Source organism: Bradyrhizobium sp. AUGA SZCCT0158 (assembly GCF_018130065.1).
Classification (GTDB): domain Bacteria; phylum Pseudomonadota; class Alphaproteobacteria; order Rhizobiales; family Xanthobacteraceae; genus Bradyrhizobium.
Genome location: NZ_JAFCME010000006.1, coordinates 129,654 through 152,840 on the forward strand (window position 1 = coordinate 129,654; position 23,187 = coordinate 152,840).

The 23,187-nt window shown below is 63.5% G+C and carries 23 protein-coding genes; 6 read left to right on the forward strand and 17 right to left on the reverse strand.

All coding sequences use genetic code 11. The annotated features are described in order from the left end of the window. Positions 1-17: 17 nt before the first annotated feature. Genes JQ574_RS10775 through JQ574_RS10795 form a run of 5 tightly spaced genes read right to left on the reverse strand, consistent with a single transcriptional unit; the run spans position 18 to position 4,545 of the window. The gene (locus tag JQ574_RS10775) at positions 18-743 is read right to left on the reverse strand and encodes an ABC transporter ATP-binding protein (protein ID WP_212208645.1); all 726 of its coding nucleotides are present in this window, start codon (positions 741-743) and stop codon (positions 18-20) included. Next, positions 736-1,479 carry an ABC transporter ATP-binding protein gene (locus tag JQ574_RS10780; RefSeq protein WP_212208644.1) on the reverse strand — a complete coding sequence of 248 codons (744 nt, stop codon included), beginning with the start codon at positions 1,477-1,479 and terminating at the stop codon, positions 736-738. Before JQ574_RS10780 ends, JQ574_RS10775 begins: the two co-directional genes overlap by 8 nt. Next, entirely contained in the window at positions 1,476-2,423 is a 948-nt protein-coding gene (locus tag JQ574_RS10785) for a branched-chain amino acid ABC transporter permease (RefSeq protein WP_249119244.1), read from the reverse strand. The genes JQ574_RS10780 and JQ574_RS10785 overlap by 4 nt, the downstream gene beginning before the upstream one ends. After that, positions 2,420-3,289 carry a branched-chain amino acid ABC transporter permease gene (locus JQ574_RS10790; protein ID WP_249119245.1) on the reverse strand — a complete coding sequence of 290 codons (870 nt, stop codon included), beginning with the start codon at positions 3,287-3,289 and terminating at the stop codon, positions 2,420-2,422. Before JQ574_RS10790 ends, JQ574_RS10785 begins: the two co-directional genes overlap by 4 nt. A gap of 29 nt (positions 3,290-3,318) precedes the next feature. Beyond that, on the reverse strand, positions 3,319-4,545 hold the full coding sequence (locus tag JQ574_RS10795; protein ID WP_212208643.1) for an amino acid ABC transporter substrate-binding protein: 1,227 nt from the start codon (positions 4,543-4,545) through the stop codon (positions 3,319-3,321). A 168-nt stretch (positions 4,546-4,713) separates the two neighbouring features. Between JQ574_RS10795 and JQ574_RS10800 the strand changes: the two genes are divergently transcribed. Then, positions 4,714-5,625 carry a helix-turn-helix domain-containing protein gene (locus tag JQ574_RS10800; protein WP_212383506.1) on the forward strand — a complete coding sequence of 304 codons (912 nt, stop codon included), beginning with the start codon at positions 4,714-4,716 and terminating at the stop codon, positions 5,623-5,625. Between the two features lie 10 nt (positions 5,626-5,635). Here JQ574_RS10800 and JQ574_RS10805 read toward each other — a convergent pair whose 3' ends face one another. From JQ574_RS10805 to JQ574_RS10825, 5 genes are all read right to left on the reverse strand, one after another. Further along, the gene (locus JQ574_RS10805) at positions 5,636-5,788 is read right to left on the reverse strand and encodes a hypothetical protein (protein WP_192736006.1); all 153 of its coding nucleotides are present in this window, start codon (positions 5,786-5,788) and stop codon (positions 5,636-5,638) included. Positions 5,789-5,986: 198 nt separating this feature from the next. Beyond that, positions 5,987-7,582, reverse strand: coding sequence for a sulfite reductase subunit alpha (locus JQ574_RS10810; RefSeq protein ID WP_212208641.1), 1,596 nt, complete (start codon positions 7,580-7,582; stop codon positions 5,987-5,989). Next, a complete protein-coding gene (locus tag JQ574_RS10815; RefSeq protein WP_212208640.1) occupies positions 7,579-9,363 on the reverse strand; it encodes a NirA family protein in 1,785 nt (594 codons plus the stop codon). Before JQ574_RS10815 ends, JQ574_RS10810 begins: the two co-directional genes overlap by 4 nt. Before the next feature lie 353 nt (positions 9,364-9,716). Then, positions 9,717-10,895, reverse strand: a complete 1,179-nt coding sequence (locus tag JQ574_RS10820; protein ID WP_212208639.1) for a CmpA/NrtA family ABC transporter substrate-binding protein — start codon at positions 10,893-10,895, stop codon at positions 9,717-9,719. Then, positions 10,892-11,482, reverse strand: a complete 591-nt coding sequence (locus JQ574_RS10825; protein WP_209837170.1) for an ANTAR domain-containing response regulator — start codon at positions 11,480-11,482, stop codon at positions 10,892-10,894. Before JQ574_RS10825 ends, JQ574_RS10820 begins: the two co-directional genes overlap by 4 nt. A gap of 113 nt (positions 11,483-11,595) precedes the next feature. Between JQ574_RS10825 and rimO the strand changes: the two genes are divergently transcribed. Further along, a complete protein-coding gene (rimO, locus tag JQ574_RS10830) occupies positions 11,596-12,921 on the forward strand; it encodes a 30S ribosomal protein S12 methylthiotransferase RimO (protein ID WP_212383508.1) in 1,326 nt (441 codons plus the stop codon). A 9-nt stretch (positions 12,922-12,930) separates the two neighbouring features. Here the strand turns inward: rimO and JQ574_RS34975 are convergent, their stop codons facing one another. Together JQ574_RS34975 and JQ574_RS34980 are read right to left on the reverse strand one after the other, a co-directional pair. Then, entirely contained in the window at positions 12,931-13,314 is a 384-nt protein-coding gene (locus JQ574_RS34975; RefSeq protein WP_249119246.1) for a hypothetical protein, read from the reverse strand. A 151-nt stretch (positions 13,315-13,465) separates the two neighbouring features. Then, positions 13,466-13,801 carry a hypothetical protein gene (locus JQ574_RS34980; protein ID WP_249119247.1) on the reverse strand — a complete coding sequence of 112 codons (336 nt, stop codon included), beginning with the start codon at positions 13,799-13,801 and terminating at the stop codon, positions 13,466-13,468. Positions 13,802-13,943: 142 nt separating this feature from the next. Here JQ574_RS34980 and JQ574_RS10840 point away from each other — a divergent pair, with 142 nt between their 5' ends. Together JQ574_RS10840 and JQ574_RS10845 are read left to right on the forward strand one after the other, a co-directional pair. Next, positions 13,944-15,218 (forward strand): tetratricopeptide repeat protein, encoded by a 1,275-nt coding sequence (locus JQ574_RS10840; RefSeq protein WP_249119248.1) that lies wholly within the window; start codon positions 13,944-13,946, stop codon positions 15,216-15,218. A gap of 246 nt (positions 15,219-15,464) precedes the next feature. Continuing rightward, positions 15,465-16,661: an acetylornithine transaminase gene (locus tag JQ574_RS10845; RefSeq protein WP_212208637.1), complete on the forward strand. Its 1,197-nt coding sequence runs from the start codon at positions 15,465-15,467 to the stop codon at positions 16,659-16,661. A 153-nt stretch (positions 16,662-16,814) separates the two neighbouring features. Here the strand turns inward: JQ574_RS10845 and JQ574_RS10850 are convergent, their stop codons facing one another. From JQ574_RS10850 to pcsA, 3 genes are all read right to left on the reverse strand, one after another. After that, on the reverse strand, positions 16,815-17,789 hold the full coding sequence (locus JQ574_RS10850; RefSeq protein ID WP_212208636.1) for a quinone oxidoreductase: 975 nt from the start codon (positions 17,787-17,789) through the stop codon (positions 16,815-16,817). An 88-nt stretch (positions 17,790-17,877) separates the two neighbouring features. Continuing rightward, a complete protein-coding gene (locus JQ574_RS10855; protein ID WP_212383510.1) occupies positions 17,878-18,612 on the reverse strand; it encodes a TerC family protein in 735 nt (244 codons plus the stop codon). After that, complete coding sequence (gene pcsA, locus JQ574_RS10860) at positions 18,609-19,343, reverse strand: phosphatidylcholine synthase (RefSeq protein ID WP_212293410.1); 735 nt, start codon at positions 19,341-19,343, stop codon at positions 18,609-18,611. Before pcsA ends, JQ574_RS10855 begins: the two co-directional genes overlap by 4 nt. A gap of 134 nt (positions 19,344-19,477) precedes the next feature. On the opposite strand from pcsA, the gene JQ574_RS10865 reads away from it, so the two are divergent. Continuing rightward, the gene (locus tag JQ574_RS10865) at positions 19,478-20,668 is read left to right on the forward strand and encodes a UbiH/UbiF family hydroxylase (RefSeq protein ID WP_212383512.1); all 1,191 of its coding nucleotides are present in this window, start codon (positions 19,478-19,480) and stop codon (positions 20,666-20,668) included. A 34-nt stretch (positions 20,669-20,702) separates the two neighbouring features. On the opposite strand, the gene JQ574_RS10870 is transcribed toward JQ574_RS10865, so the two are convergent. Then, entirely contained in the window at positions 20,703-21,656 is a 954-nt protein-coding gene (locus tag JQ574_RS10870; RefSeq protein WP_212293412.1) for an AEC family transporter, read from the reverse strand. 134 nt (positions 21,657-21,790) lie between these two features. Here JQ574_RS10870 and hspQ point away from each other — a divergent pair, with 134 nt between their 5' ends. Beyond that, positions 21,791-22,123, forward strand: a complete 333-nt coding sequence (gene hspQ, locus JQ574_RS10875; protein WP_212208631.1) for a heat shock protein HspQ — start codon at positions 21,791-21,793, stop codon at positions 22,121-22,123. A gap of 102 nt (positions 22,124-22,225) precedes the next feature. Here hspQ and JQ574_RS10880 read toward each other — a convergent pair whose 3' ends face one another. Continuing rightward, entirely contained in the window at positions 22,226-23,056 is an 831-nt protein-coding gene (locus JQ574_RS10880; RefSeq protein WP_212208630.1) for an invasion associated locus B family protein, read from the reverse strand. Positions 23,057-23,187: the final 131 nt, after the last annotated feature.

The following is a 23,187-nucleotide window of genomic DNA, read 5'->3' on the forward strand; positions in this document are numbered from 1 at the left end:
GGTTATTTTCGTGAATTTCAAACCGCGCTTGCGACAATTCCGCCGAGATAGGCGCGCTGTACGGCATCGTTGGACATCAGCTCGGTCCCCGTGCCGCTGCCGGTGATCTTGCCGTTCTCGATGAGATAGCCGCGATCGGCGATGGCGAGGCTTTCGCGCGCGTTCTGTTCGACCAGCAGCAGGCCGACGCCGCTCTCGCGCACCTTGCGCAGGCTTGCGAACAATTCGCGCACCAATAGCGGCGACAGGCCGAGCGAGGGCTCGTCCAGCAGAAGAACGTCCGGATTGGACATCAGCGCGCGGCCGATCGCGACCATCTGCTGTTCGCCGCCGCTCATGGTCCGCACCGTCTGTCCGAGCCGTTCGCCGAGGCGCGGAAACAGCGCCAGCACCCGCTCCCGCCGCGCCGCCTCCCCGTCACGGGCGCGCTTCGGATTGGCGCCGAGCAACAGGTTTTCCGCGACCGTCAGATCAGCAAAGATGCCGCGGCCTTCCGGCACCAGCGCCAGACCTGCCTCGACGATCTCATGCGCCGGAAGACCTGCGATATCGCGCCCCGAAAGCGTGACGCGCTTGCCGGGCAAGCAGGCCACGATGCCGGCGATGGCCTTCAGCAGAGAGGTCTTCCCCGCGCCATTGGCGCCGAGGATGACGACGATTTCGCTGCGACCCACGCTCAAGCCGGCATCCGTCAGCGCCCGGTGCTGGCCATAGGCGACGCTGATGTCCGCGACCTCAAGCATCTGCTGGCGCTCCCAGGTAGGCCTCGATGACGGCGGGATCTGACAGCACCTTGTCCGGCGTCCCCTCGGCAATCTTCCGGCCGCTGTTCATGACCACGCAGCGATCGCAAAGCGAGCGGATCGCGTCCATGACGTGTTCAACTAGCAGGATCGACAAACCCTCCTCTTTCAACGAGCGGATCAGTGCGATGCCGATCAAAAGCTCGGAAGGATTGAGTCCGGCCAGCCATTCGTCGAGCAGCAGAAGCCGCGGCTTCAGCGCCAGCGCGCGCGCCAGCTCAAGGCGCTTGCGGTCGATATAGGTCAGCTCGGTCGCCATGCGTTGATCGGAGTCTTTCAATCCGACCCGCTCCAGCAACCGGATGGCGGCAGCGTCCATTTCGCCGCGTGCGAAGCGTGCCGGATGAAAAGCGAGACCCGCCCTGACATTCTCGGCACAGTTCATGCCGTCGAGCACGCGCACCAGCTGGAAGGTTCGCCCTAACCCCAGGCGCGCAATGCGATGCGTCGCCATCCCCGCAATGTCGTGCCCGGCGAAGTGGATCGCGCCGGAATCCGGACGCAGCACGCCCGAGACGAGATTGAGCGCGGTGGTCTTTCCTGATCCGTTTGGCCCCAGCAGCCCAACGATCTCGCCGGACCCAACCGTCATATCCAGCCCATTGACCGCAACAAGGCCGCCGAACGCCCGGACCAAGCCTTTGATGTCGAGAACGGTTGAGCCTGCGGCCGTCATGCCTTGGCCCCTTGCTCAACGCGCTGTGGCCGCCACTGCCGCCGGAAATTGTCCCACAGGCCGACGACGCCGGCGGGCAGCGCGTACACGATCAACAGGAAGATGACTCCCATGATCAGCGTCGAGGCGGTCGGAAACCGCGCCGCCAGGAACTCGAACAGCAACGTCAATGGAATGGCGCCGAGCGCCGGCCCCCACAGCCGGTGCGCGCCGCCCAGCAGCGCCATGATTACGACTTCGAAGGAAATCGTGGCGTTGAAGGCGATCGACGGCTCGATGTAGGTCCAGCGCGGCGCCATGATCGCGCCGACCAGCGTCATGAACACGGCGCTGATCGTGAACAGCGTCACCTTGGCGACGGTGACGTTGATCCCGCAATGCTTGGCGACGGTTTCGTCCTCGCCGATGATGCGCAGCGCAAAACCGAGCCGCGAGCGCGCGATCAGCCAGCCGATCACGAACACCGCGACCGCCAGCACGAGAAGCTGCCAGTAGATGTCCTTCTGGGTGATGTCGACGAACACGTAACGGCCGAGCACGCGGGACTTGTTGACTTCGAACCAGATCACGAGCTGGCGAATGAGTTCGGCCAGCCCGAACGTGAAGATCACGAAATGCAGGCCGCTGAGCCGCAGCGTCGAAAGGCCCACGACAACGGCCATCACGGCGCCGATCGCGGTCGCGATCAGCAGCACCAGTGGCCAGTGCAGCAGCTCGCCGAGCACCGCCACCGTATAGGCCCCGACCCCGAAAAACGCTGTCGTCGCCAGCGAGACATAACGTGTCGGTCCGGAGAACAGGCCCCATGCGGTCGCCAGCACGGTGAATTGCAAAAGCCCGATCGCGAGTGCGAGGTAATAGGCATCGACGTACGTCGGCAGCAGCGCCAGCACGGCAAGACCAGCACAGGCCGCGAGCGCGGCGGCAAGGCGCATTGCGCTCATCGCTGTGCCCTCCCGAACAGGCCGGCGGGCTTGACCAGCAGCACGCCCAGGAACAGCGCGAAATTCACCGCCAGTGTCAGGCCCGGATCGACGAAGGTCGCGACCAGCGATTCACTCAAGCCCAGCGCCAGCCCGGCGACGAGACAGCCGAGCAGATTGCCGACACCGCCCATGACAACCACGATCAGCGCCTTCATGGTGAAGATCACGCCCGATGACGCGCTGAATGTCAGGAACATGCTGATCAGGACGCCGGCCGCCGCCACCAGCGCCCCGCCAAGCGCGAAGGCAAACGCGGAAGTCCTGACCACATCGATCGCGACCAGCTGCGCGGCCATCGGATCGACCGCAACCGCGCGGATGGATGTGCCAAGCCGGGTGCGCGTCAGCGCCAGATACAGTGCAAGCCCGACGGCAACCGCGAGACCGAACGCGATCAGCCGGTTCAATGCGAGGATTTCACCGAACAGGCTGACCGGGATCGCCAGGAAGGAGTAGCTGAAGTACGCGCCGCCGAACATCGACAGCATGATGCCCTGCACGATGAACATCATGCCGAAGGTCGCCAGGATGCTGTCGACTTCGAGTGCGCCCCGCGTCCTTGCCCGGCGCACCAGTGGCGTGAGCAGGACGCGGTACAGCAACAGGCTCACGCCGAAGCCGGCGGGAATGACAAGCGCCAGTCCAAGCAACGGGTTCAATGCCCATCCCGTGAACAGCCAGTAGGAGGAAAAGGCTGCCGCGACGAGAAACTCGCCGTAGGACAGGTTCATGATCCGCGCCACGCCATATTGGAGCGTCAGCCCCATGGCGATCAGCGCGTACATGCCACCGAGCATCAGGCCGGTGAAGATGGCGTTCGTCATTGCTCAGTGCCGTCTGGACCAATCGCCGATCACGGCGCCTTCCATGCCGGCTTCGGAATAACGGGCGTACGCGCGCCCTCATTGGTGGCCGGTGCGACGCCGTAGAATTCGCCGTCCTGCCACTGCCCGACCCACCAATATTTGGTCGGCAGGTTGTTCTCGAACTTGACCTTGCCGATGATGGTGTCGAAGGTCCCGGTCTGCAGATCCTTGATGACGGCCTCACGGTCGATCTTGCCGACGCGCTCGATCGCCTGCTGCAGCATCTGCAGACTGGCGTAGGTCACCGCACTGGCCCAGCGATCCGGCTCGGCGCCGTTCGCCGCTGACGCCTTGTGGCGCGCCAGATAATCCTTGATCGGAGCGCTGTCACCGCTCCAGCCGCCGATCCCCATCACGCCCTGCGCATTGGCGCCGAACTTCTGCTTGAACAGCGGGAAAGCAGTACCGACGCCGGTGTAAAAGATCTTGGGATTGAAGCTTGCGATCCGCGCCTGTTCGGTGAGCCCGAGCGTATCCGGCGGATAGCTGAACGCGATGAAGACATCCGGATTGAGCGCCTTGACCTCGTTGACGATCGGGCTGAGGTCCTGGGTGCCGACCGGATAGGTCTTGTCATAGGCCAGCTTGAAATTGGCTTTTGCCAGCGCCGGACGCGCGGCGCCGGACAGGTCGATGCCAAAACCGTCGGCGACGCTGACCATGGCGACGGTGTCGCCGATCTTGCCTTCGGTGCGCAGCTTGACCAACAGATCCACCAGCGTGTTGGCGGCGCCGGCGCTGGTGCCGAGCAGCCAGAAGCTATTGGGCCAGCGCTTGGCCAGTTCAGGCGCGCGATCGGTCACCGCCGTGGATGCGAGGTGCGGATAGCCGGCCTTGTTGAGGATCGGCCCGACCGCCAGATTGAGGCCGGTGCCCCAAGGCGGCAGGATGAAGTCGACCTTGTCCTGGGTGATCAACCGCTCGAGCGACCTCGCCGCTTCTTCAGCGCTGGAGCGATCGTCATATTGGACAACCTCGATCGGCACGCGCTTGTCGCCGAGCTTCAGGCCGCCCGCGGCGTTCACTTCCTTCACCCACATTTCGTAGTTCGGCAGCGTCGTCACCGCGGCGCCGCCGGCATTGGGGCCGGTGCGCGAAAGCGCGTAGCCGATCTTGACCGAGCTCTGTGCCAGCGCCGGCCCATCGGCTGCGAAAAGGGCCGCCCCGGTGACGGCGAGTAATCCCGCTGCGAAGCGGGTGACTGATGACCCCATGTTCTCCTCCCAGAGACTTTTGCGTCCATCGCCTTGGAGCGGCGTGCGACCCGATGCAGCCTATGGGAGCGTTGTCAGCATAGAATTGGACGCACCCGGGGATTGATTGTATCCTTCCGTCAGAGGGTGCCCGCAACAAGCGGTAGATTGTCACGGTTGGAGTGAGCCATGCAGTTGGGTTCGGGGCTGGAAGCCTTAATGGAGAAGCCGATTCCGGCCCTCCATGCGGAGCGATTTTCCGCCAGCCTTGCGCCGGCAAAATGGGTCATTCGTCAGCGCGGACTTCGCCGTTCCCACCTCTTGGCGATCGAGGCGCGGCGTGGCGCCGTTGCGCTGCGCGGCACCCATGTGGCGTTCGAGGCGCCGGCACTGCTGTGGCTGCCGGCTGATCTCGAGGGCGATCTGCAGGTCGAAGCCGGCGCGCAAGGTTATCTGATCGCAATCTCCGAAGATTTTCTCACCAAGACCGTCGCTGGCAGCGCCGAGGCGCTTCACCTCCGCCGCACCATCGACCGGCTGGTGCTCTTGAAGGCGGGACAGGTCGGCGAAGCTTTCGATGCCGTGGTCCATGGCTGCGACGCGCTGGTGCGCGAACTGCATTCTCCCGGGCGCGGCACCGCGACGATGACGTCATCGCACGTGCTGCTGCTTTGCCTGCATCTGTGGCGCTCCGTCATCTCAGGCGAACCGCCCGACGAAGCCGCGCACCGAGGTGACGGCACCCGCCTGGTCGGAAATTTTCTCCAGATGGTCGAATTGCATTACCGCGATGGCTGGCAGGTCGCGCGTTATGCGGCCGCACTTGGCGTGACCGAGGACAAGCTGCACGCCCACTGCAAACGCGAGAAAGGCGTCAGCCCACGCGCCGTCGTGCATCTGCGACTGATCAAGGAAGCCTGCACGCGCCTGCAGCAGCTCGATCTTCCGGTCGAGCAGATCGGTTACGGTCTTGGATTTCGTGATCCCGGTTATTTCAGCCGGTTCTTTCGCAAGCGCCAGGGCGTTTCGCCGGGCGTCTACCGGCGGCGTTCTCGACTGGAGCAGATGCGGCGCGGCGCGTCCTACGCGGCGTGGCCGTAGGACATTAAGATTAGAACGGGTGAACCGAGAGCGAGCTGAACACGATGGCCGCGATGAGCGCAAACGAGCCGTAGAGCGCGGCGGTATGGAATCCGGTTCCGGTCCGGCGGGACAGGGAACGTGCATAGAGGTGCAGGCGGGCTTCCGCCGATAGTTCGCGCATTGTCGATCTCCAACGCAGCATGGGATGCATATGGAATATCGTTCGCGGCAACTTGCAAGCGGGCGCGAAAAATAGTGATAGGGCCCCTCCTGTGGACTCACTTTCCAGTGAAAAATTCTCTCGTCCCAATTCCGGTGAGAATTTTATTCGGGCCGATTTGAGCGAATTGGAACCCGCGGCGCTACGATTGTACCCTCATCAATAAACGTCCTGCTGGAACCTGCCTTTTTTCTTGAGTTCCGCAACGAACAAGACAGCTTCGTCGGTGGACCTTGCGCCGAACTGGGCGACGATATCGACCAGCGCGCGCTCGACATCCTTGGCCATCCGCTTGGCGTCGCCGCAGATGTAGACGTTGGCGCCCTCGGCCAGCCACGTCCACACTTCGCGGCCGACTTCGCGCATACGGTCCTGCACGTAGAACTTCTTGTCGCCGTCGCGCGACCACGCCAGCGACAGCCGCGTCAGAAGCCCCGACGTCTTCATCGCGTTGAGTTCGTCCTGGTAGAAGAAGTCGCAATCGCTGCGCTGATGGCCGAAGAACAACCAGTTCTTGCCGGGCGCGCCGGTGGCGCGGCGATCATGCAGGAAGGCGCGGAACGGCGCGATGCCGGTGCCCGGCCCGATCATGATGATCGGAATCCTTGGATCTTCCGGCAGCGCGAAGCCGTGGGCCTTCTGTACATAGACCTTGACCTCGTCGCCGGGCTGGATCCGTTCGGCGAGGAAGGTCGAGGCAAGGCCGAGCCGCCTGCGCTTGTTGATGACGTAGCGAACGCAGTCCACCGTCAGCGAGAGTTTTCCAGGCGCCGCGTTGTGCGAGGAAGAGATCGAATAGAGTCGCGGCTGCAGCGCTTCCAGCGCTTCGACGAAGGCTTCGGGATGCGGCCGCACATTGGGAAATTTCTGCAGCACCGCCATCACGTCGAGCGTCGCGGCATCACCGTCGGGATCTTCACCCTGCGCCAGCGCCCTCGCCTTCTCGCGCTGCGCGCCGCCGGTGAGGTAGGAGATCAGTTCGAACAGCGAATCCGGCGCCGGTGCCAGCGAGACATCGTCGAGCAACACCTCACGCAAGGTCTTGCCTCGGACTTTGGTGGTGTGCGAGGCGCCGAGCAAGGCAATGATCTGATCGACATTGCCGAGATCGTTGCGCGCGAAGATGCCGAAGGAATCGCCGACGACATAATCGAGGCCGCAGCCCGACAGGTCGAAGTCGATGTGCCAGGTTTCCTTTTCCGATTTGCCTTTGTTGAGCAGATAGCGCCCGAGAAATTTTGCCGGCGCGGGATTGTCGCGCGAGCGGCCGGGCTCTCCGACGACCGCAGGCGCTGCGGCGGCGGGTGCCGCAGCCGCCGATGGCGACGCCGCCGGCGCCTTGTCCAGTTCCTCATACAGCGATTTCAGCATCCGGGCGGTTTCCTTGCCGCCGGGGACGCAGAGATTGAGCCGCGCCTCGGTCTTGCCGGCGATCGCGTCCGAATAGTCGTTGCAATTGTAGCCGCACTGGCCGCAGTCCTGCTGCGCCATCGCCGCCATCATCCGCCGCCGCAGCGGGCGGCCCTCCGCGAGCTTCATGCGGTCCGCGATCGGCATGGTCTGGTCGTGCCACGGCGCGCCGTCATCGACATCGCCGCCGTCCATGACGGCGGCGCCCTGCTCGGCCGACAACGGCGTCGGCGCATCCGACAGCAGGCCGGCAAAGAACCCGTTCAGCCACGAACGTTGCGCTTCGGAAAACGGCGCGCTCGACGGGATAATCTCGATCTTCGGCGGCGGCGTGATCTGGTTCATGAGGACACCTCAGCGTCAGCCAGTTTGCGCAGCGTCTCGCCGTCGTGGCGGCGCGCAAACGTCAGGAAGGTTTCATCGGGCGAAGCACGATGCGCCAGATAGGCCTTCAGCAGGCGCTCGACATAGGCGGGCGCGTCTTCCGCCGTGACGTCGCGAAACACCTCCTGCCCGACATCGGCGTCCGGACCGAAGCCGCCGCCTGTAAAGACATGAAAGCCATCGACCGTGTCGTCGGTATCGCCGACCGGGATGCGCGCGCCGATCATGCCGATATCGCTGATGTAATGCTGCGCGCAGGAATGATGGCAGCCGGTGAGATGGATGTTGATCGGCGTCTCGATCAGCACCCGTGGTTCGCACCAATCAGCAATCCTGGCGGCCGTGCGCTTGGTGTCGGCAAGGCCGAATTTGCAGCCCGCGCGGCCGGTGCAGGCAATCAGGCCGGCGCGGAGTTCAGAAGTCCCGATCGCCAGCCCGATCGCCTCGATCGCGGCCGTAGCCAGCGCAACTTTGTCGTCGGGCACACCCGGAATCAGCAGGTTCTGCCAGACCGTCAGGCGAATATCGCCGTCGCCGAGATCCTGCGCGATCCTGGCGAGGCCGCGCATCTGCTCGCAGGTCACTTTGCCGAGCGGCAGTGCGACGCCGATCCAGTTCAAGCCCACCTGCTTCTGCTTGTGCACGCCGATATGGGCGGTGCGGTCGAATTTGGGCCGTGGCGCCAGCGCCTCCGCCGGCACGCGCGTAAAGGCGTCGCCGAGTTTCTCCTCGACCAGCACAAGGAATTTTTCCATCCCCATGCCGTCGATGACATATTTCAAACGCGCCTTGAGCCGGTTGGTGCGGTCGCCGAGATCGATGAAAACACGGACGATGGCATCCGACACCCTGGTCGCATCTGATGGCTTGACGATGATGCCGGTATCGGCGGCAAAATCCCGGTGGCCGGTGATGCCGCCGATGCCGAGCTTGAACCAGACACCGGGCTCGACGCCAAAACCGTCTTTCACTTCGACGGCGGAAAACGCGATGTCGTTGGTGTCTTCCAGCACTGCGATCTTGCCGGCGCCGTCGAAGGCGACGTTGAACTTGCGCGGCAGTCCCGTCAGCGAGCGGTCGTTGAGGACGTGATAGTGCCACTCGCGGGCGTATTCGCGGGTGTCGAGAATTTCCTGCGGATCGATCCCCGCCGTCGGCGTCCCCGTGACGTTGCGGATGTTGTCGGCGCCGGAGCCGCGCGAGCACAGGCCGAGGTCCTGAATGCCTTCGATGAGTGCCACGGCGTTCTTCGGCGGAATTTCGCGAACCTGCAAATTCGCCCGCGTGGTGACGTGGCAGAACGGGCCGCACAGCTGTTCGGCGAGGTCAGCCATGCCGGCGAACTGCCAGTGCTTCATGATGCCGTTCGGGATCCGCAGCCGGCACATGTAAGAGTCCTGCGCCGGTCCTACATAAAACAGGCCGTAATAGCGCCAGCGGAAATTGTCCGCCGGCGACGGCCTAGCATCGACCAGCGCCTGTTGCTTCAGCCGCGGATAGACATCGAACGGATGCTCCTCGCGCTTCCACTTTTCCTGCTCGACGAGCTTCTTGCCGGCGGCGGTAACCCTGTCCTGCGCCTTGATGTGCGCCGCCTCAGGTCCGCTCGGCTCGGCATTTGCCTTGCCCGAACCGCCGCCGAGCCCGCGCCCGACCCGGCTGATCTGCAGGCCGGTGGTGAAGCCCTCGAGGTAGCGCTTCTGCTCGTCGGTAAAGTCGACTGTGAGCGTTTCCATTTTCATAGCGCGTGACGAAGCTCCTGCGGCCACGATCGGTGGCGTCAACGAATGGGTTTGACCGTTTGGAACTCGGCGCAGCCGCGGTGCCGGGCTTTTGCTCCTGTTCGGTCCGACCAGCTTCGTTGCTGCGGAAATCCATCTTGGACTTGGGCCAACCGACATCCGCGTCGGCTTGGCTGCACTGCAACATACAAGTTGCGTGCCAAACCGATTTGGTCAAAATTGTAAGAAATATCAAAGCGTTGGGAATTGGTCGATGAAACTCTGAAGCTAGCTTCACAGGTACTTGGAGGCATTTGGCCTAACAATTAGGCATCAGTACCAGTGCCTAATTTTGCTTCATCCGAGTCAGGCTGTCACGGCTTCCAGCGGCCGATCTCGAACGCCGCGAGATGCCCGGCGATATCGTCGGGCGTGAAGGCGGGACCTGCAAAGGCGCCGACCGCATCCGAACCGCTGCCGGACTTGCCCGGCTGTCCCAAGGAATGTCCCAAGGTCGCGTCATAGAGATCCGGCCTGAACACCCCCATGGCGGTCTTGAGCGCGTCCGGCCGCATCGCCGTCTGTCCCCAGCGCACCATCTGGGCATAGAGCCAGGCGGCCTGTGCGGGATCGGGCCGCGCGGCGCCCTCGCGTCCGACCAGCAGATAACGGCTGCTTTCGCGGATCTTGCCGTCGGGGGAAATCTTCAACCGGCCATCCAGCGTCCGCAGGATCACTTCGGCATTGACGCCGATATATTCCGGCCTCGCGAGAATATGCGCAGCCTCGCTGCGATTGTCCGGCTGCTCGATGAATTGCGCGGCTCGCGAGGCGGCCCGGATCAGGGCCGCCAGGACTTCCGGATTCTTGTCTGACCAGCTTTGCCTGACCGCGAGCACCTTTTCCGCGGCACGCACCAGGATGTCGGAGACGAAATGCAGGATGTGACCGACGCCGAGATCGACGGCCACCGAATTCCAGGGCGCGCCGACACAGAACGCATCGACATGGCCGTTGGCCAGGCTGTCCACCATGTAGGGCGGCGGCAGCACCACCAGGTGGACATCCTCGTCGGGATCGACCCCACCCGCCGCCATCCAGAACCGAAGCTGGTAGTTATGGGTCGAGAACGGAAACGTCATGCCGAACGTCAGCGGCTCCGCGCCGGCCTTGCGCCGTGCGGCGACCACCCGGGCCAGCGCCTGCGCCGTCACCAGCGGATTGCGCGGATCGCCGTCGATTTCGCCCATGATCGCCGCATGCAGCCCCGGCGAGATTGTAATCGCATTGCCGTTGAGCCCGAGATTGAACGGCGCCACGATCGGCACCTTGACGTGGCCGAGGCCGAGACTCGAGGCGATCGCAACCGGCGCCAGCAGATGCGCCGCGTCGAAATGGCCGATATTGAGCTTGTCGCGGACGTTGGACCACGACACTTCCCGCGTCAGCGTGACATCGAGCCCTTCGGCGGCAGCAAAGCCCTTGTCGACGGCAATGATCAGCGCAGAGGCGTCAACCAGCGGGATGAAGCCGATATGCAGCGGTGTCGTCATTTCAGCAGCTCCGACGCGGTCAGGATCGACTGCGCGATCTCGCCGATTTTCTTCTTTTCGCGCATCGCGGTCGACCGCATCAGCACGTAGGCCTCGTCTTCCGTGAGGCCCTTTACCTTCATCAGGATCCCCTTGGCGCGGTCGATGACCTTGCGTTCCTCCAGCGCGGATTTGGTTCGGTCGAGCTCGTCCTGCAGCTTGGAAAAGGCATTGAAGCGCGAGATGCAGAGGTCGAGGATCGGCTTGATCCGCTCCTTCTTCAGGCCGTCGACGATATAGGCAGAGACGCCGGCATCGACGGAAGCCTGGATCGAGGCGGCGTCGCTCTGGTCGACGAACATCGCGATCGGGCGGCGCACGGCGCGGCTGACCTGGAACATCGCCTCCAGCACGTCGCGGCTGGGGTTTTCCAGGTCGATCAGGATGACATCCGGGTCTTCCGAATAGATCCGCGCCAGCAGGCTCTGCATTTCGCTGATATGGACCACGCGGGTAAAGCCCGCCTCCCGCAGCCCCTCTTCGAGAATGGCCGCGCGGATCGGGCTTTCGTCGACAATGACGATTTTCGGTGACGACTCAGCGCTCATCGATCAACTCTTAACCCGGCGGGCCCATCCATAGCACGTCATGGTCCCGCGCAAAGCCTTGTAATTGTGGGCAATTGGGACTAGCTCGTGCTGATCAATCAGGCAGATAAGATATGCAACAGGCCGCAGCGCCCAAGATCAGCTTTGTTTCATTGGGATGCCCCAAGGCGCTGGTGGATTCCGAGCGCATTATCACGCGGCTGCGGGCCGAAGGCTATGAACTGGCGCGCAAGCATGACGGCGCCGACATCGTTATCGTTAATACCTGCGGGTTCCTGGACAGCGCCAAGCAGGAATCGCTCGGCGCCATCGGCGAGGCGATGGCGGAGAACGGCAAGGTCATCGTCACCGGCTGCATGGGTGCGGAACCCGAGCAGATCGAGGCCGCCTATCCGGGCGTGCTCTCGATCACGGGTCCGCAGCAATATGAGAGCGTGCTGGATGCGGTGCACCGGGCGCTGCCGCCGGTCCATAATCCGCATCTCGACCTGGTGCCGCCACAGGGCGTCAAGCTGACGCCGCGGCACTACGCCTACCTGAAGATTTCCGAAGGCTGCAACAATCGCTGTAGTTTCTGCATCATCCCGAAGCTGCGCGGCGACCTGGTGTCGCGCCCGGCGGGTGACGTGCTGCGCGAGGCAGAAAAACTGGTCGCTGCCGGCGTCAAGGAACTGCTTGTGATCTCGCAGGACACGTCGGCCTACGGCGTCGACATCAAATATGCCGAGAGCCCGTGGCAGGACCGCCAGGTCCGCGCCAAATTCTTCGATCTCGCAAAAGAACTCGGCGAACTCGGCGCCTGGGTACGGCTGCAGTATGTCTACCCCTACCCGCATGTCGACGAAGTCATCGGCCTGATGACCGAGGGCAAAGTTTTGCCCTACCTCGACATTCCCTTCCAGCATGCGAGCCCGGACGTGCTCAAGGCGATGAAGCGCCCGGCGGCGCAGGAAAAGACGCTGGCGCGGATTAAGAAATGGCGCGAGCAATGTCCGGACCTGACGCTGCGCTCGACCTTCATCGTCGGCTTCCCCGGCGAGACCGACTCCGACTTTGCCTATTTGCTCGACTGGCTCGAGGAAGCCGAGATCGATCGCCTCGGCTGTTTCAAATATGAACCGGTCGCCGGCGCGAGCTCGAATGCGATCGGCAGTCCCGTGCCTGACGAGATCAAGCAGGAGCGCTGGAACGCGCTGATGGCGCGGCAGCAAAAGATTTCGGCGCGGCGGCTGAAGCGCAAGGTCGGCACGCGGCAACAGATCATCATCGACGAAGTCGGCCCGACCGTCTCGAAAGGCCGCTCCAAGGCCGACGCGCCCGAAATCGACGGCGCGGTTTATGTTTCCAGCCGACGGCCGTTGCGAGTCGGCGAAATCGTCACCGCCAAGATCGAGCGTGCGGATCAATACGATCTGCACGGCAGTGTCGCGGGGTTCTGACCCTTCTGCTCAAGTCGACAGCCAGGCCGGCACCCATCGTTCGGGCCGGGGTGCGCGGACAAGGTCGGCTCGCGCCTCGGCAATTGCGACGGGAACGTCATTGATCGCCGGACGCGTCTCATAGTCGAACCGCGGCAGGATGCGGCCATCGGCCCCCATCGAAAACGACATCGAATACCAAAGGCCGAGATCCGGTTTCGCCCGCCACATGCCGTCGCGCAGACCGCGCAGCAACGGTTCAATCGCGATGGCTTCTTCGATCGGCTGGCGGCCGCGATCCAGCACGCGCACCTGATATTGCTGGCCCGCCATCGTGACCTCGAAAATCGTGCGATCCCACGGCGTCTTGCCAGGTGGCCGGCGCGCAACCAGCTGATCCGCTAGCTTCGTCATCGCCGGATGCGTTTCCCAAAACGCCTCGCGATCCCTGCACCATTTCTCCAGCCATTGGCCGAAGTCCGGCAGCCCGGTCGGCGGCTCCGTCAAACTCCGGAGGTTCTTGACGCGCAGACGCTTGGCCAACCAATCGGCGAGTTCGTCCGTCTCATCCTCGGCATCTTCGTGCGGGGTATTGGCCTTCGGAGCCCAGCACCACGATCGGCGCATTCGCAGCGCTGGTGCCGGCCCCGTACCAGGCGCCGACGACCGAGCCTTCCGGCAACCGCGCAAACAGCGCGAACTGGTCGCGCAGCGGGCTGCCGTCGACGATCGGCGCATTATCGGAAAAGTCCCCGACAAGTTCGTAGCAGCCGACAATGCCCCAATCACGCCCCTTGAGCCAGCCCGCGAAATCAATCAGCAATTGCGGGACCTCGATGCCGGGCGGAAATGCCCGGCGGATGCTGTCGATGTCGATGGGATAGGAATAGTCGTCGGACACTGGGATGACCTCGCGCGGTTGATGGGCGTGCCTTGGTCGGCTGCATCATAGAGCCGGTTCAATTGCGAAGCCTGGAATGTGAACCAAGCCGGACCTTCCAGTCACAAAGGGAGACAATTTTCGGATTGGCAGCGCGAGATCGATGATGGCGAGCTTTAACAAGACAGAGATTGGCTTTGGCGCCGTAAAGGCCATGGTGTGTCTGGCGGCCTTGCTCACGGCTATGCCGGCTTTCGCGAAGCCATCGTCTCCCGCGGCGAAGGCCCGAGCCTCGTGCTTCAACGGTGGTAAGGGCACTCCTGACCAGATCATCGCCGGCTGCACCGGCGTGATCGCGGCGAAGGGTACGAAGCCAAAGGACCTTGCTGGTGCCTACCTCAATCGTGGCGCCAACTACCTTGCCAAGAACGACATCGACCGCGCCATCGCCGATTTCAGCGAACTGATCCGGCGCAATCCGAAGCTCGGCGGCGCCTACACCAACCGTGGCGAAGCCTGGCGCCGCAAGGGCGAGGTCGTCAAGGCCATTGCCGATCTCGACCGCGCCGTCACACTCAATCCGCTCGATTCATTCGCGTGGTTCAACCGTGGGATTACCTATAGCGACAAGGGAGAGCCCGAAAAGGCGATCGCCAACTATGATCTGGCGATCCGGATAAAATCGGACGACGCCTGGTACTACAATAATCGCGGCAACTCCCATGGCGACATCAACCAGAACGACCGCGCGATGGCCGACTATGATCACGCGATCAAGCTCGACCCGAAATTCGCGCTCGCCTATTTCAACCGCGGCACCTTCTATCGCAAGAGCGGCGACGAAGCCCGCGCGCTAGCCGACCTGAACACCTCGATCCGGCTCGATCCCAACTACGCCGCCGCCTACGGCAACCGGGCGCGTCTGTTCAGGGACAAGGGCGACATCGAACGCGCGCTGGCTGATTTCGATCAATCGCTGCGGCTGGCGCCGAGCGAATATCGCGACGCCTATGCCCGCGGCAACGTTCATTTCGACCGTCGCGATTACTCGCGGGCCCTGTCCGACTACGACCAGGCGCTCAAGTGGAATTCGAGATACGCCTCCGCGCTCAATGCGCGCTGCCTGACACGGGCCATTGTCGGCCGGCCGCAGGAAGGGCTTGCGGACTGCGAAGAGTCGCTCAAGCACAGGCCCGGCGATGCGCATACGCTCGACAGCCGCGCCTTCTGCCATCTCAAGCTTGGCCAACTCGATGCGGCGATCGAGGGTTTCACCGTTGCGCTCGACGTCAATCCGAGGCTGGCGAACTCACTGTACGGCCGCGGCATCGCCAAGCGGAAAAAGGGCGATGAGGCCGGTGCAGAGATCGACATGGCCGCTGCCAGGGCGATCAATGCCGATATTTCAGATGAATTCCGCAGCTATGGGATCGAATGATGATGCCCCTCCCCGCTTGACACGGCCGGCCATTCGGCTGTATGGGGCTGCGCCATGACATTGAACCGGACCAACCGCCGCGCAGCTTTCCGTCGTCGCTCTTGCGACGCTGATGGGCTGCGCCATGTCCGACGACACCGCTGATCAACTAAGTTCAGCAACGTTTTCGAGAAGGCCGCACCCGAAAAGTGCGGCTTTCTTGCGTTTCGGCCTGCCCTTTCCCCAAAACCCAACGAGGAGTTCGACATGACCAACGCTGCCCAACCGTTCGATGCCCTGATGAACATCACCGCACGGCCGTCCACCGTCTTCGTCAAGGGCGAAGGCGCCTATCTGTGGGACGACAGCGGCAAGCGCTATCTCGATTTCATGCAAGGCTGGGCGGTCAATTGCCTCGGCCATTCGCCGGCCATCATCGCCGACGCGATTGCCGCGCAGGCAAGACTGCTGCTGACGCCGAGCCCAGCGTTCTTCAACGAGCCCAGCCTCAAGCTCGCCAATGCGCTGGTCGCCAGCAGCTGCTTCGACCAGGTGTTCTTTGCCAATTCGGGGGCGGAAGCCAACGAGGGCGCCATCAAGCTCGCGCGTAAATTTGGCACGCTGTACAAGGGCGGTGCGCATGAGATCATCACCTTTGCCGGCGGCTTCCACGGCCGCACGCTCGCCACCATGTCGGCGTCGGGCAAGAAGGCGTTCGAGCCGCTGTTCGAGCCCAAGGTCGCCGGATTTCCCAAGGCGCAGCTCAACGATCTCGATTCCGTCAAGCGGCTGATCTCGGGCAGGACCGTTGCCGTCATGCTGGAGCCGATCCAGGGCGAAGCCGGCGTCTGGCCGGCGACCGATCAATTCCTCAGGGAGTTGCGGGCGCTGACCCAGGAGCGCGGGCTGCTGCTGATCGTCGACGAGATCCAGACTGGCATGGGCCGGTCAGGAAAACTGTTCCACTACGAGCATGCCGGGATCGAGCCTGACATCATGACGCTCGGCAAGGGCATCGGCGGCGGTGTGCCGCTCGCTGCATTGCTGGCGACCGAATATGCATCCTGTTTCGAGCATGGCGACCAGGGCGGCACCTTCAACGGCAACCCCCTGATGTGCGCCGCCGGCCTTGCGGTGCTTGAACACGTCGCAACGCCGGGCTTCCTAAAGTCGGTGGCGGACACTGGTCTGTTTCTGGAAAGCGAATTGCAGAAACTGTCGGCGCGCCACGGTCTCGGCAACGTGCGCGGCCGGGGACTGCTGCTGGCGCTCGACCTCAAACTGCCGATCGGCGCCGCGATCGTCGCGCAGGCATTTGCGGATGGCGTGCTGCTCAACTCGCCGCAGCCGGACGCGCTGCGGTTCATGCCGGCGCTCAACGTCACGCGCGAGGAAATCTCGATGATGATCGATTGCCTGGATACGGTGCTGACCCAGATGGGAGCGGCGCGGATGGTGGCGTAGCTATCGTCGTCCCGGCCTTGAGCCGGGACCCATACGCCGCAGCCGTAGTAAGTGCAGGCAGTCTCTGCCGGCTTTTTTCTATCGATAGATCACGCGGTATGGGTCCCCCGATGTGCAATTGCACATCTGAGCTCAAGGCCGGGACGACACCTATCACGGCCGCAAAATAATCGCACCCGTCGTCGCCCTGCCCTCCAGGTCGGTGTGCGCCTTCGCCACGTCCTTCAGCGCATAAGCGTGGTTGATCGGAACGTGCAGTTTGCCGTTGATGACGGCGGCGAACAACGTGTCGGCGCCCTCCAGCAGGTCGCGGCGGGTGCTGACGTAATCGTTGAGTTTTGGTCGCGTCGCAAACAGCGAACCGTGGTTGTTGAGCTCGGCGAGCGCGAACGGAGGCACCGGGCCCGACGCATTGCCGAAGCTGACGAACAGGCCGCGCGGTCGCAGGCACGACAGCGAGCCCGGAAATGTGGTCTTGCCGACGCCGTCATAGACGACGTCGCACAGTCCGTTGCGGCTGATCTGCTTGACCCGTGCGACAAAGTCCTCCTCGTTGTAGAGGATGACGTGGTCGCAGCCATTGGCAAGCGCGAGGTCGGCTTTCGCCTTGGTGCCGACGGTGCCGATCACATGCGCACCGAGCGCCTTCGCCCATTGGCAGGCCAACAGGCCGATGCCGCCGGCGGCCGCGTGGATCAGCACGCGATGGCCGGGCTCGACCTTGAAGGTCTTGTGCAGGAGGTACCAGACCGTCAGGCCCTTGAGCATCAGCACCGCGCCCTGCTCGTAGGTGATGTGGTCCGGCAGCTTGACCAGCTTGTCCGCCGGGATCACGCGTTCAGAGGCGTAGCCGCCGAGATTGAAATAATAGGCGACGCGGTCGCCGGGATGGAAGTTGGTGACACCAGGACCGACCGCTACCACTTCGCCCGCGGCCTCATTGCCGGGGATGAATGGCAGCCCCGCCGCCTTGTAGAGACCGGTGCGGAAATACACGTCGATGAAGTTCAGGCCGACGGCGTGCTGGCGCATGCGGACCTCGCCCGGTCCCGGCGCCGGCACGTCGACGCTCTCATACACCAGGGCTTCCGGACCCCCTACCTTGTGCACGCGCACGGCCTTGACCATCACCTTTTCTCCCTCGGTATCGGCTTCAAGCGCCCCGGCTCGTGGCGGAGCGAAAGCCATCAAGGCCGTAATGTCAACTCGCGGGGGCCTAAACCCGTTGTTTGACGACTTTTTTGCGATTGCGCCGGGCCAGCACGTTGAACAATTCGACCGCGACCGCGAACACGATGGCGAAATAGATGTAGCCGCGCGGGATGTGGAATTTGAATCCGTCCGCCACCAGCGCCACGCCGATCAGCACCAGGAACGCCAGCGCCAGCATCTTGGTGGTCGGGTGATCGGCCACGAACTTCGAAACCGGGCCCGACGAGACGTACATGATGAAGCAGGCGATCACGACGGCGGCGACCATGATCTCGATATCCTCGGCCATGCCGATCGCGGTGATGATCGAATCCAGCGAGAACACCATGTCGACGACGATGATCTGCATGATCACCCAGAAAAATACGCTCGCGTTCGGCTTGGCCTCGGGCTCGGCCTCGCGCGCCTCCACTTCGGCGTGAATTTCATGCGTCGCCTTCGCGATCAGGAACATGCCGCCGCCGATCAGGATGATGTCGCGCCAGGACAGCGTCACGCTTTTCACGGTCAGCACAGGTTCCGTCAGGCCGATCAGCCACACCAGCACGCTGAGCAACATGATGCGGAACACCAGCGCCAGCAGCAAGCCGATCTGGCGCGCGCGATTGGCCTGCTCCGGCGGAAGCCTCGAGACGATCACCGACAGGAAGATGACGTTGTCGATTCCGAGGACGATTTCGAGCGTGGTCAACGTCAGCAACGCCACCCACGCTTCCGGGCTGGTCAGTAATTCCATCATGCCTTGAACGATTTCAGTTTGCGGATCACGGCATCGCTGCCGGCGACGTAGATGGCGATTGCGCAGAGGCCGACCGTGATGGGAATGCCCACGGCGAAGTCGCAGGCAAGGGTGTAGGCCGCAAGCACGGCCCATGCGGCCAGCAACCACAAGGTCAGCCAGCGCAGGCGCACGACGCGGATCGGATGCAGCACGTGGAACGGCGCGAAGGTCAGCGCGATCAGGACCGCTACGCCAAGAGTGGCAAGCACCGGCGATGGATGCAGCAGAAACAGATAGAACGCCGCGACGTTCCACACCGCCGGAAAGCCGCGGAAATGGTTGTCGGCCGCCTTCATGCGGCGGTCGGCAAAATAGAGCGCGCTGGAGGTCATGATGCCGATGCCGAGCAGCGGCGCCGCCAGCGGCAACAGCAAGCCGCTCGCGGTGATGGCGTAGGCCGGAACGAACACGTAAGTGACGAAATCGACAACGAGGTCGAGCACCTCCCCGGACCAGTTCGGCTGCAGCCGCACCACGTCGAATTTGCGCGCGAGCGGACCGTCGATGGCGTCGATGATGAGCGCGACGCCAAGCCAGCCGAACATGGCGGCCCAGTGCTCGCGTACGGCTTCCAGCATCGCAATCAGGCCGATGCCCGCTCCAAGCGCCGTGAAGACGTGGACGCCGAATGCGGCCGTCCGCATCCGCGTCGTCGCGGGAGGTGCTTTTGGTTCTTGTGTCTGGTCCATTGCTCCGGCAGTGCTTACAGGAATCGCCCCGTTTTGCATATCGGCGCTTGCGGCCTTCCGCCGCGCGAAGCGGCGGAAGCATTTAAGAAGGTCAATGACTTGAAAATGCCGCCGCGAATGTCAATTGTTCCAATATGAACGATGCATCGCCAATTTATGACGCCGTTGTGATCGGCGGCGGACCGGCGGGACTGACCGCCGCCATCGCGCTGGCTGAGACCGGTGCCAGGACCGCCTTGCTCGCCCGCCGCGCACCCTATGCCGACAACCGCACCACAGCGCTGCTGGGCGCCTCCACCGATCTGCTCGAACGTCTGGATGTCTGGCGCCGCTGCCGGGATCAGGCCGCAGCCTTGCGGACCATGCGGCTCGTCGACGACACCGGCCGCCTGATCCGGGCGCCGGAAGTGCGGTTTTCGTCGCAGGAAATCGGCCTCGACCAATTCGGCTACAATATCGACAACCGGACGCTGATGGCTGCCCTGGAAGAGCGCGCCGCCGAACTGTCCGGCCTGACGCGATTTGACGATGAGGCCGCAGCGGTCGATCCGCAGGATGCGATGGCTGCCATCCATACCCGTGCGGGCGGCTCGCTGTCGGCGCGGCTGGTGATCGGCGCCGACGGGCGGCAGTCCCTGTCGCGCGAGGCCGCCGGCATCGACGTCAAGCGCCGCGACCTGCACCAGTCGGCATTGACCTTCAACATCAGCCATTCAAGGCCGCACAAGAATATCTCCACCGAGTTTCATACCCCGCACGGGCCGTGCGTGTTCGTGCCCCTGCCCGGCAACCGCAGCAGCGTGGTGTGGGTTTCCGCCGCAAGGGAAGCTGAGCGGCTGAAGGCGCTCGGCGACGACGAACTGTCCGACGCCGCGGAAAAGCAATCGCACTTCATTCTCGGCAGCGTCCGGATCGAGCCTGGACGCAATCTGTTTCCGCTCTCGATCGAAAGTCCAAAGCAGTTCGCCAACCATCGCGTGGCGCTGGTCGGCGAGTCCGCCCACGTGTTGCCGCCGATCGGCGCACAGGGTCTCAACATGGGATTGCGCGATGCCGCCGACATCGCCGATATCGCAGGCCACGCGATCTCGATCGGCGAGGATCCGGGCGCGCCGCAAGTGCTGGCGCGCTATCAATCCGCCCGCCGTTCCGATGTTGCCAGCCGGATGTTTGCCATCGACCTCGCCAACCGCTCGCTGCTCAGCGATTTCCTCCCCGTGCAGTCGCTGCGCGCGTTGGGGCTGCACCTGATCGGCTCGTTCGGTCCGCTGCGGCGGCTCGCCATGCGCGAGGGCCTCGCGCCGACATGGAAGCGCGTGGGCTAGGGCGTGAACCCGACTGTAGGCGCCCTGACGATCTTTACGGCAGCCCCAGCCTTCCGCTCTGGATGAACCACATCACGCTGGTCAGCGTGACGACGGAGGCGAAGGTGCCGATCAGGACGGCGACTGACGCCGGCTCGATCCAGGTGTTGTTCTGCCGCGCGATCACGAACACGTTGAGCGCCGGCGGCAGTGACGCCATCAGAACCGCGGTGGCTGCCCAGGGCTGTGCGAACGGCCCGAACAGCAGCATCAGACCGAACACGATCAGCGGATGGATCAGGAGCTTGACCGCGATCACGCCGGGCACTTCCCAGGGCACGCGATCGAACGGGCGCAACGCGACGGTGACGCCCAGCACGAACAATGCCGTCGGCGCCGCGGCGTTCTGCAAAAACACCAGCGTGTTGTCGATCGCGACGGGGGGACGAAAATGCAGCGCCGCGGCGAGTGCGCCGGCGCCGGCCGACATGATCAGCGGGTTGAGCACGATCTGCCGCACCACGATGCCGAGCGTGTGCAGCAGCGAGCGATGCTCGCGATCGGTGAACGCGATCAGGATCGGTACGATCGAAAACAGGAAAATGCTGTCGCAACAAAAAATCAGCGCGGTCGGCGCCGCCGCCTTGGTGCCGAGCACGGCGAGCGCCAGCCCCGGACCCATATAGCCGATATTGCCATAGGCGCCGGCCAGCCCGGCCAGGGTTGCCTTGCGCAGCGAAAGATCGCCGATGACTCGGCCAGTCACCACGGCAACGACGAAGGCGATCACGGTCCCGAGCGTGGTCGCGATCAGGAATGGCGGGTTGTTGAGTTCCGAAAACGGCGTCTTGGCCATGATGCCGAACATCAGGGCCGGCAGCGAGACGTAGAGCAGGAAGAAATTCATCCAGGCCAGCCCCGCCTCCGGCAGCCCCCTGGTCTTGCCGCAGGCAAAGCCGATGAAGATCACCCCGAAATAGGGAATCGCCAGATTGAGGATATCGGCCATGCAATGGGGGTCTTTTTGTCAGCGTTTCGTCAATGTTTTCTTGGGGCTAGCGCCGGATGTGCCGGCCGGACTTGAGAGTTAATGCAACCTTTTGCCCCTAGCATCGGCCACAATCATGGTCTATTCGACGAGGTATGATCAAAGCGCGCACCGCCAAATTCCAGATCGGTCAGATCGTCCGTCACCGGGTGTTTTCATTCCGGGGCGTGATTTTCGACATCGATCCGGAATTCAACAATACCGAGGAATGGTGGTTGTCGATCCCTGAGAACGTTCGGCCGCACAAGGATCAGCCGTTCTATCATCTGCTGGCGGAGAATTCGGACTCAGAATACGTCGCCTATGTCTCCGAGCAGAATCTGCTGCCCGACGATTCCGGCGAACCGATCCGGCATTCGCAGGTCGCCGAGATCTTCGTCAAGGACAAGTCCGGCGGCTATCGTCCGCGCAATCCCTCTTTGAACTAGTCCACCTCACGTGTAGCCCGGATGGAGCGCAGCGAAATCCGGGTTCTCTGAACGAAAAAGGCGCCCGGTCCCGGGCGCCTTTTGTTGGTTAATAAAGCGGCGTTACTTCGCCGCCGGATTGGCATTGCCCGGCGCGCCGCCAGCGGGCGGGTTGGCCTCGAGCTTCTTGCGCGCTTCTTCGGCCCGCTTCTGCAGTTCTTCCTGCAACTTCTGCTGGGTCTTTTCGAATTCCTTGGGGTCGGTCGGCGGCCCGTCATAGGCCTTGGCGAATTCGGCCAGCGGCAGCGGCAGCGTCAGCGGCGCGCCGTTGGAGTTGATCGCCTGGACCACCAGATTCTGGCCCTTCTTCAGGTTGGCCAGCAGTTCCGGGCTCACTTCGTAGTCCGACATGCAACCATTCTGGAAGCAGATCACATAGGGGCTCTGCGCCGGGGGATTGGCATCGACGATGACGCGGGTGCCGTGCACGAGCTGCATGCCGAGCGGCAGCGTCACGCGCAGGATCTTCTTCGGCTCGCCTTCCGGCTCGATGATGACGGCCGCGATGACCGGCTGGCCGGACTCGATGCGCCCGTCCTTACCGGTGAAGCAGACCTGCTTGGCACCGGCGTCCTGCCCCTTGAGGCAGAATTTGGTCCAGGGCGCATAGATCAGCTGGACCTGCTGGTCCTGCGACTGACCGCCTGCCGGGGGAGCACCGGCAGCCGCTGGCGGGGCCGGCTGGCCGTTCGGGGCCGCGGGCGCTTGAGCCTTCGGAGCGGCTTTCGGGGCAGCCTTGGGAGCGGCCTTCGGCGCCTCCTTGGGCGCGCCGGGGGCCGGAGCCGGGGTTTGGGCCTGCGCACCTGCGACGAGCAACGTCGCGGACAATGCCGTCGCCGCCAACAAGGCGGCAACCCGCCCATGCGGCCGGACGGCCAAAATACGGAAATTCATTGCGGAAAACCCTTTCTGAACGGGAGCGCCCGAAACCGCTGCAGGCACCGACACCTAGCCGTTTGGGCGGCTGTCTCCTAGTCAATTGAGGCGGATACGTGACAGGCGTCACCGCCTGGTCAATTGCACGC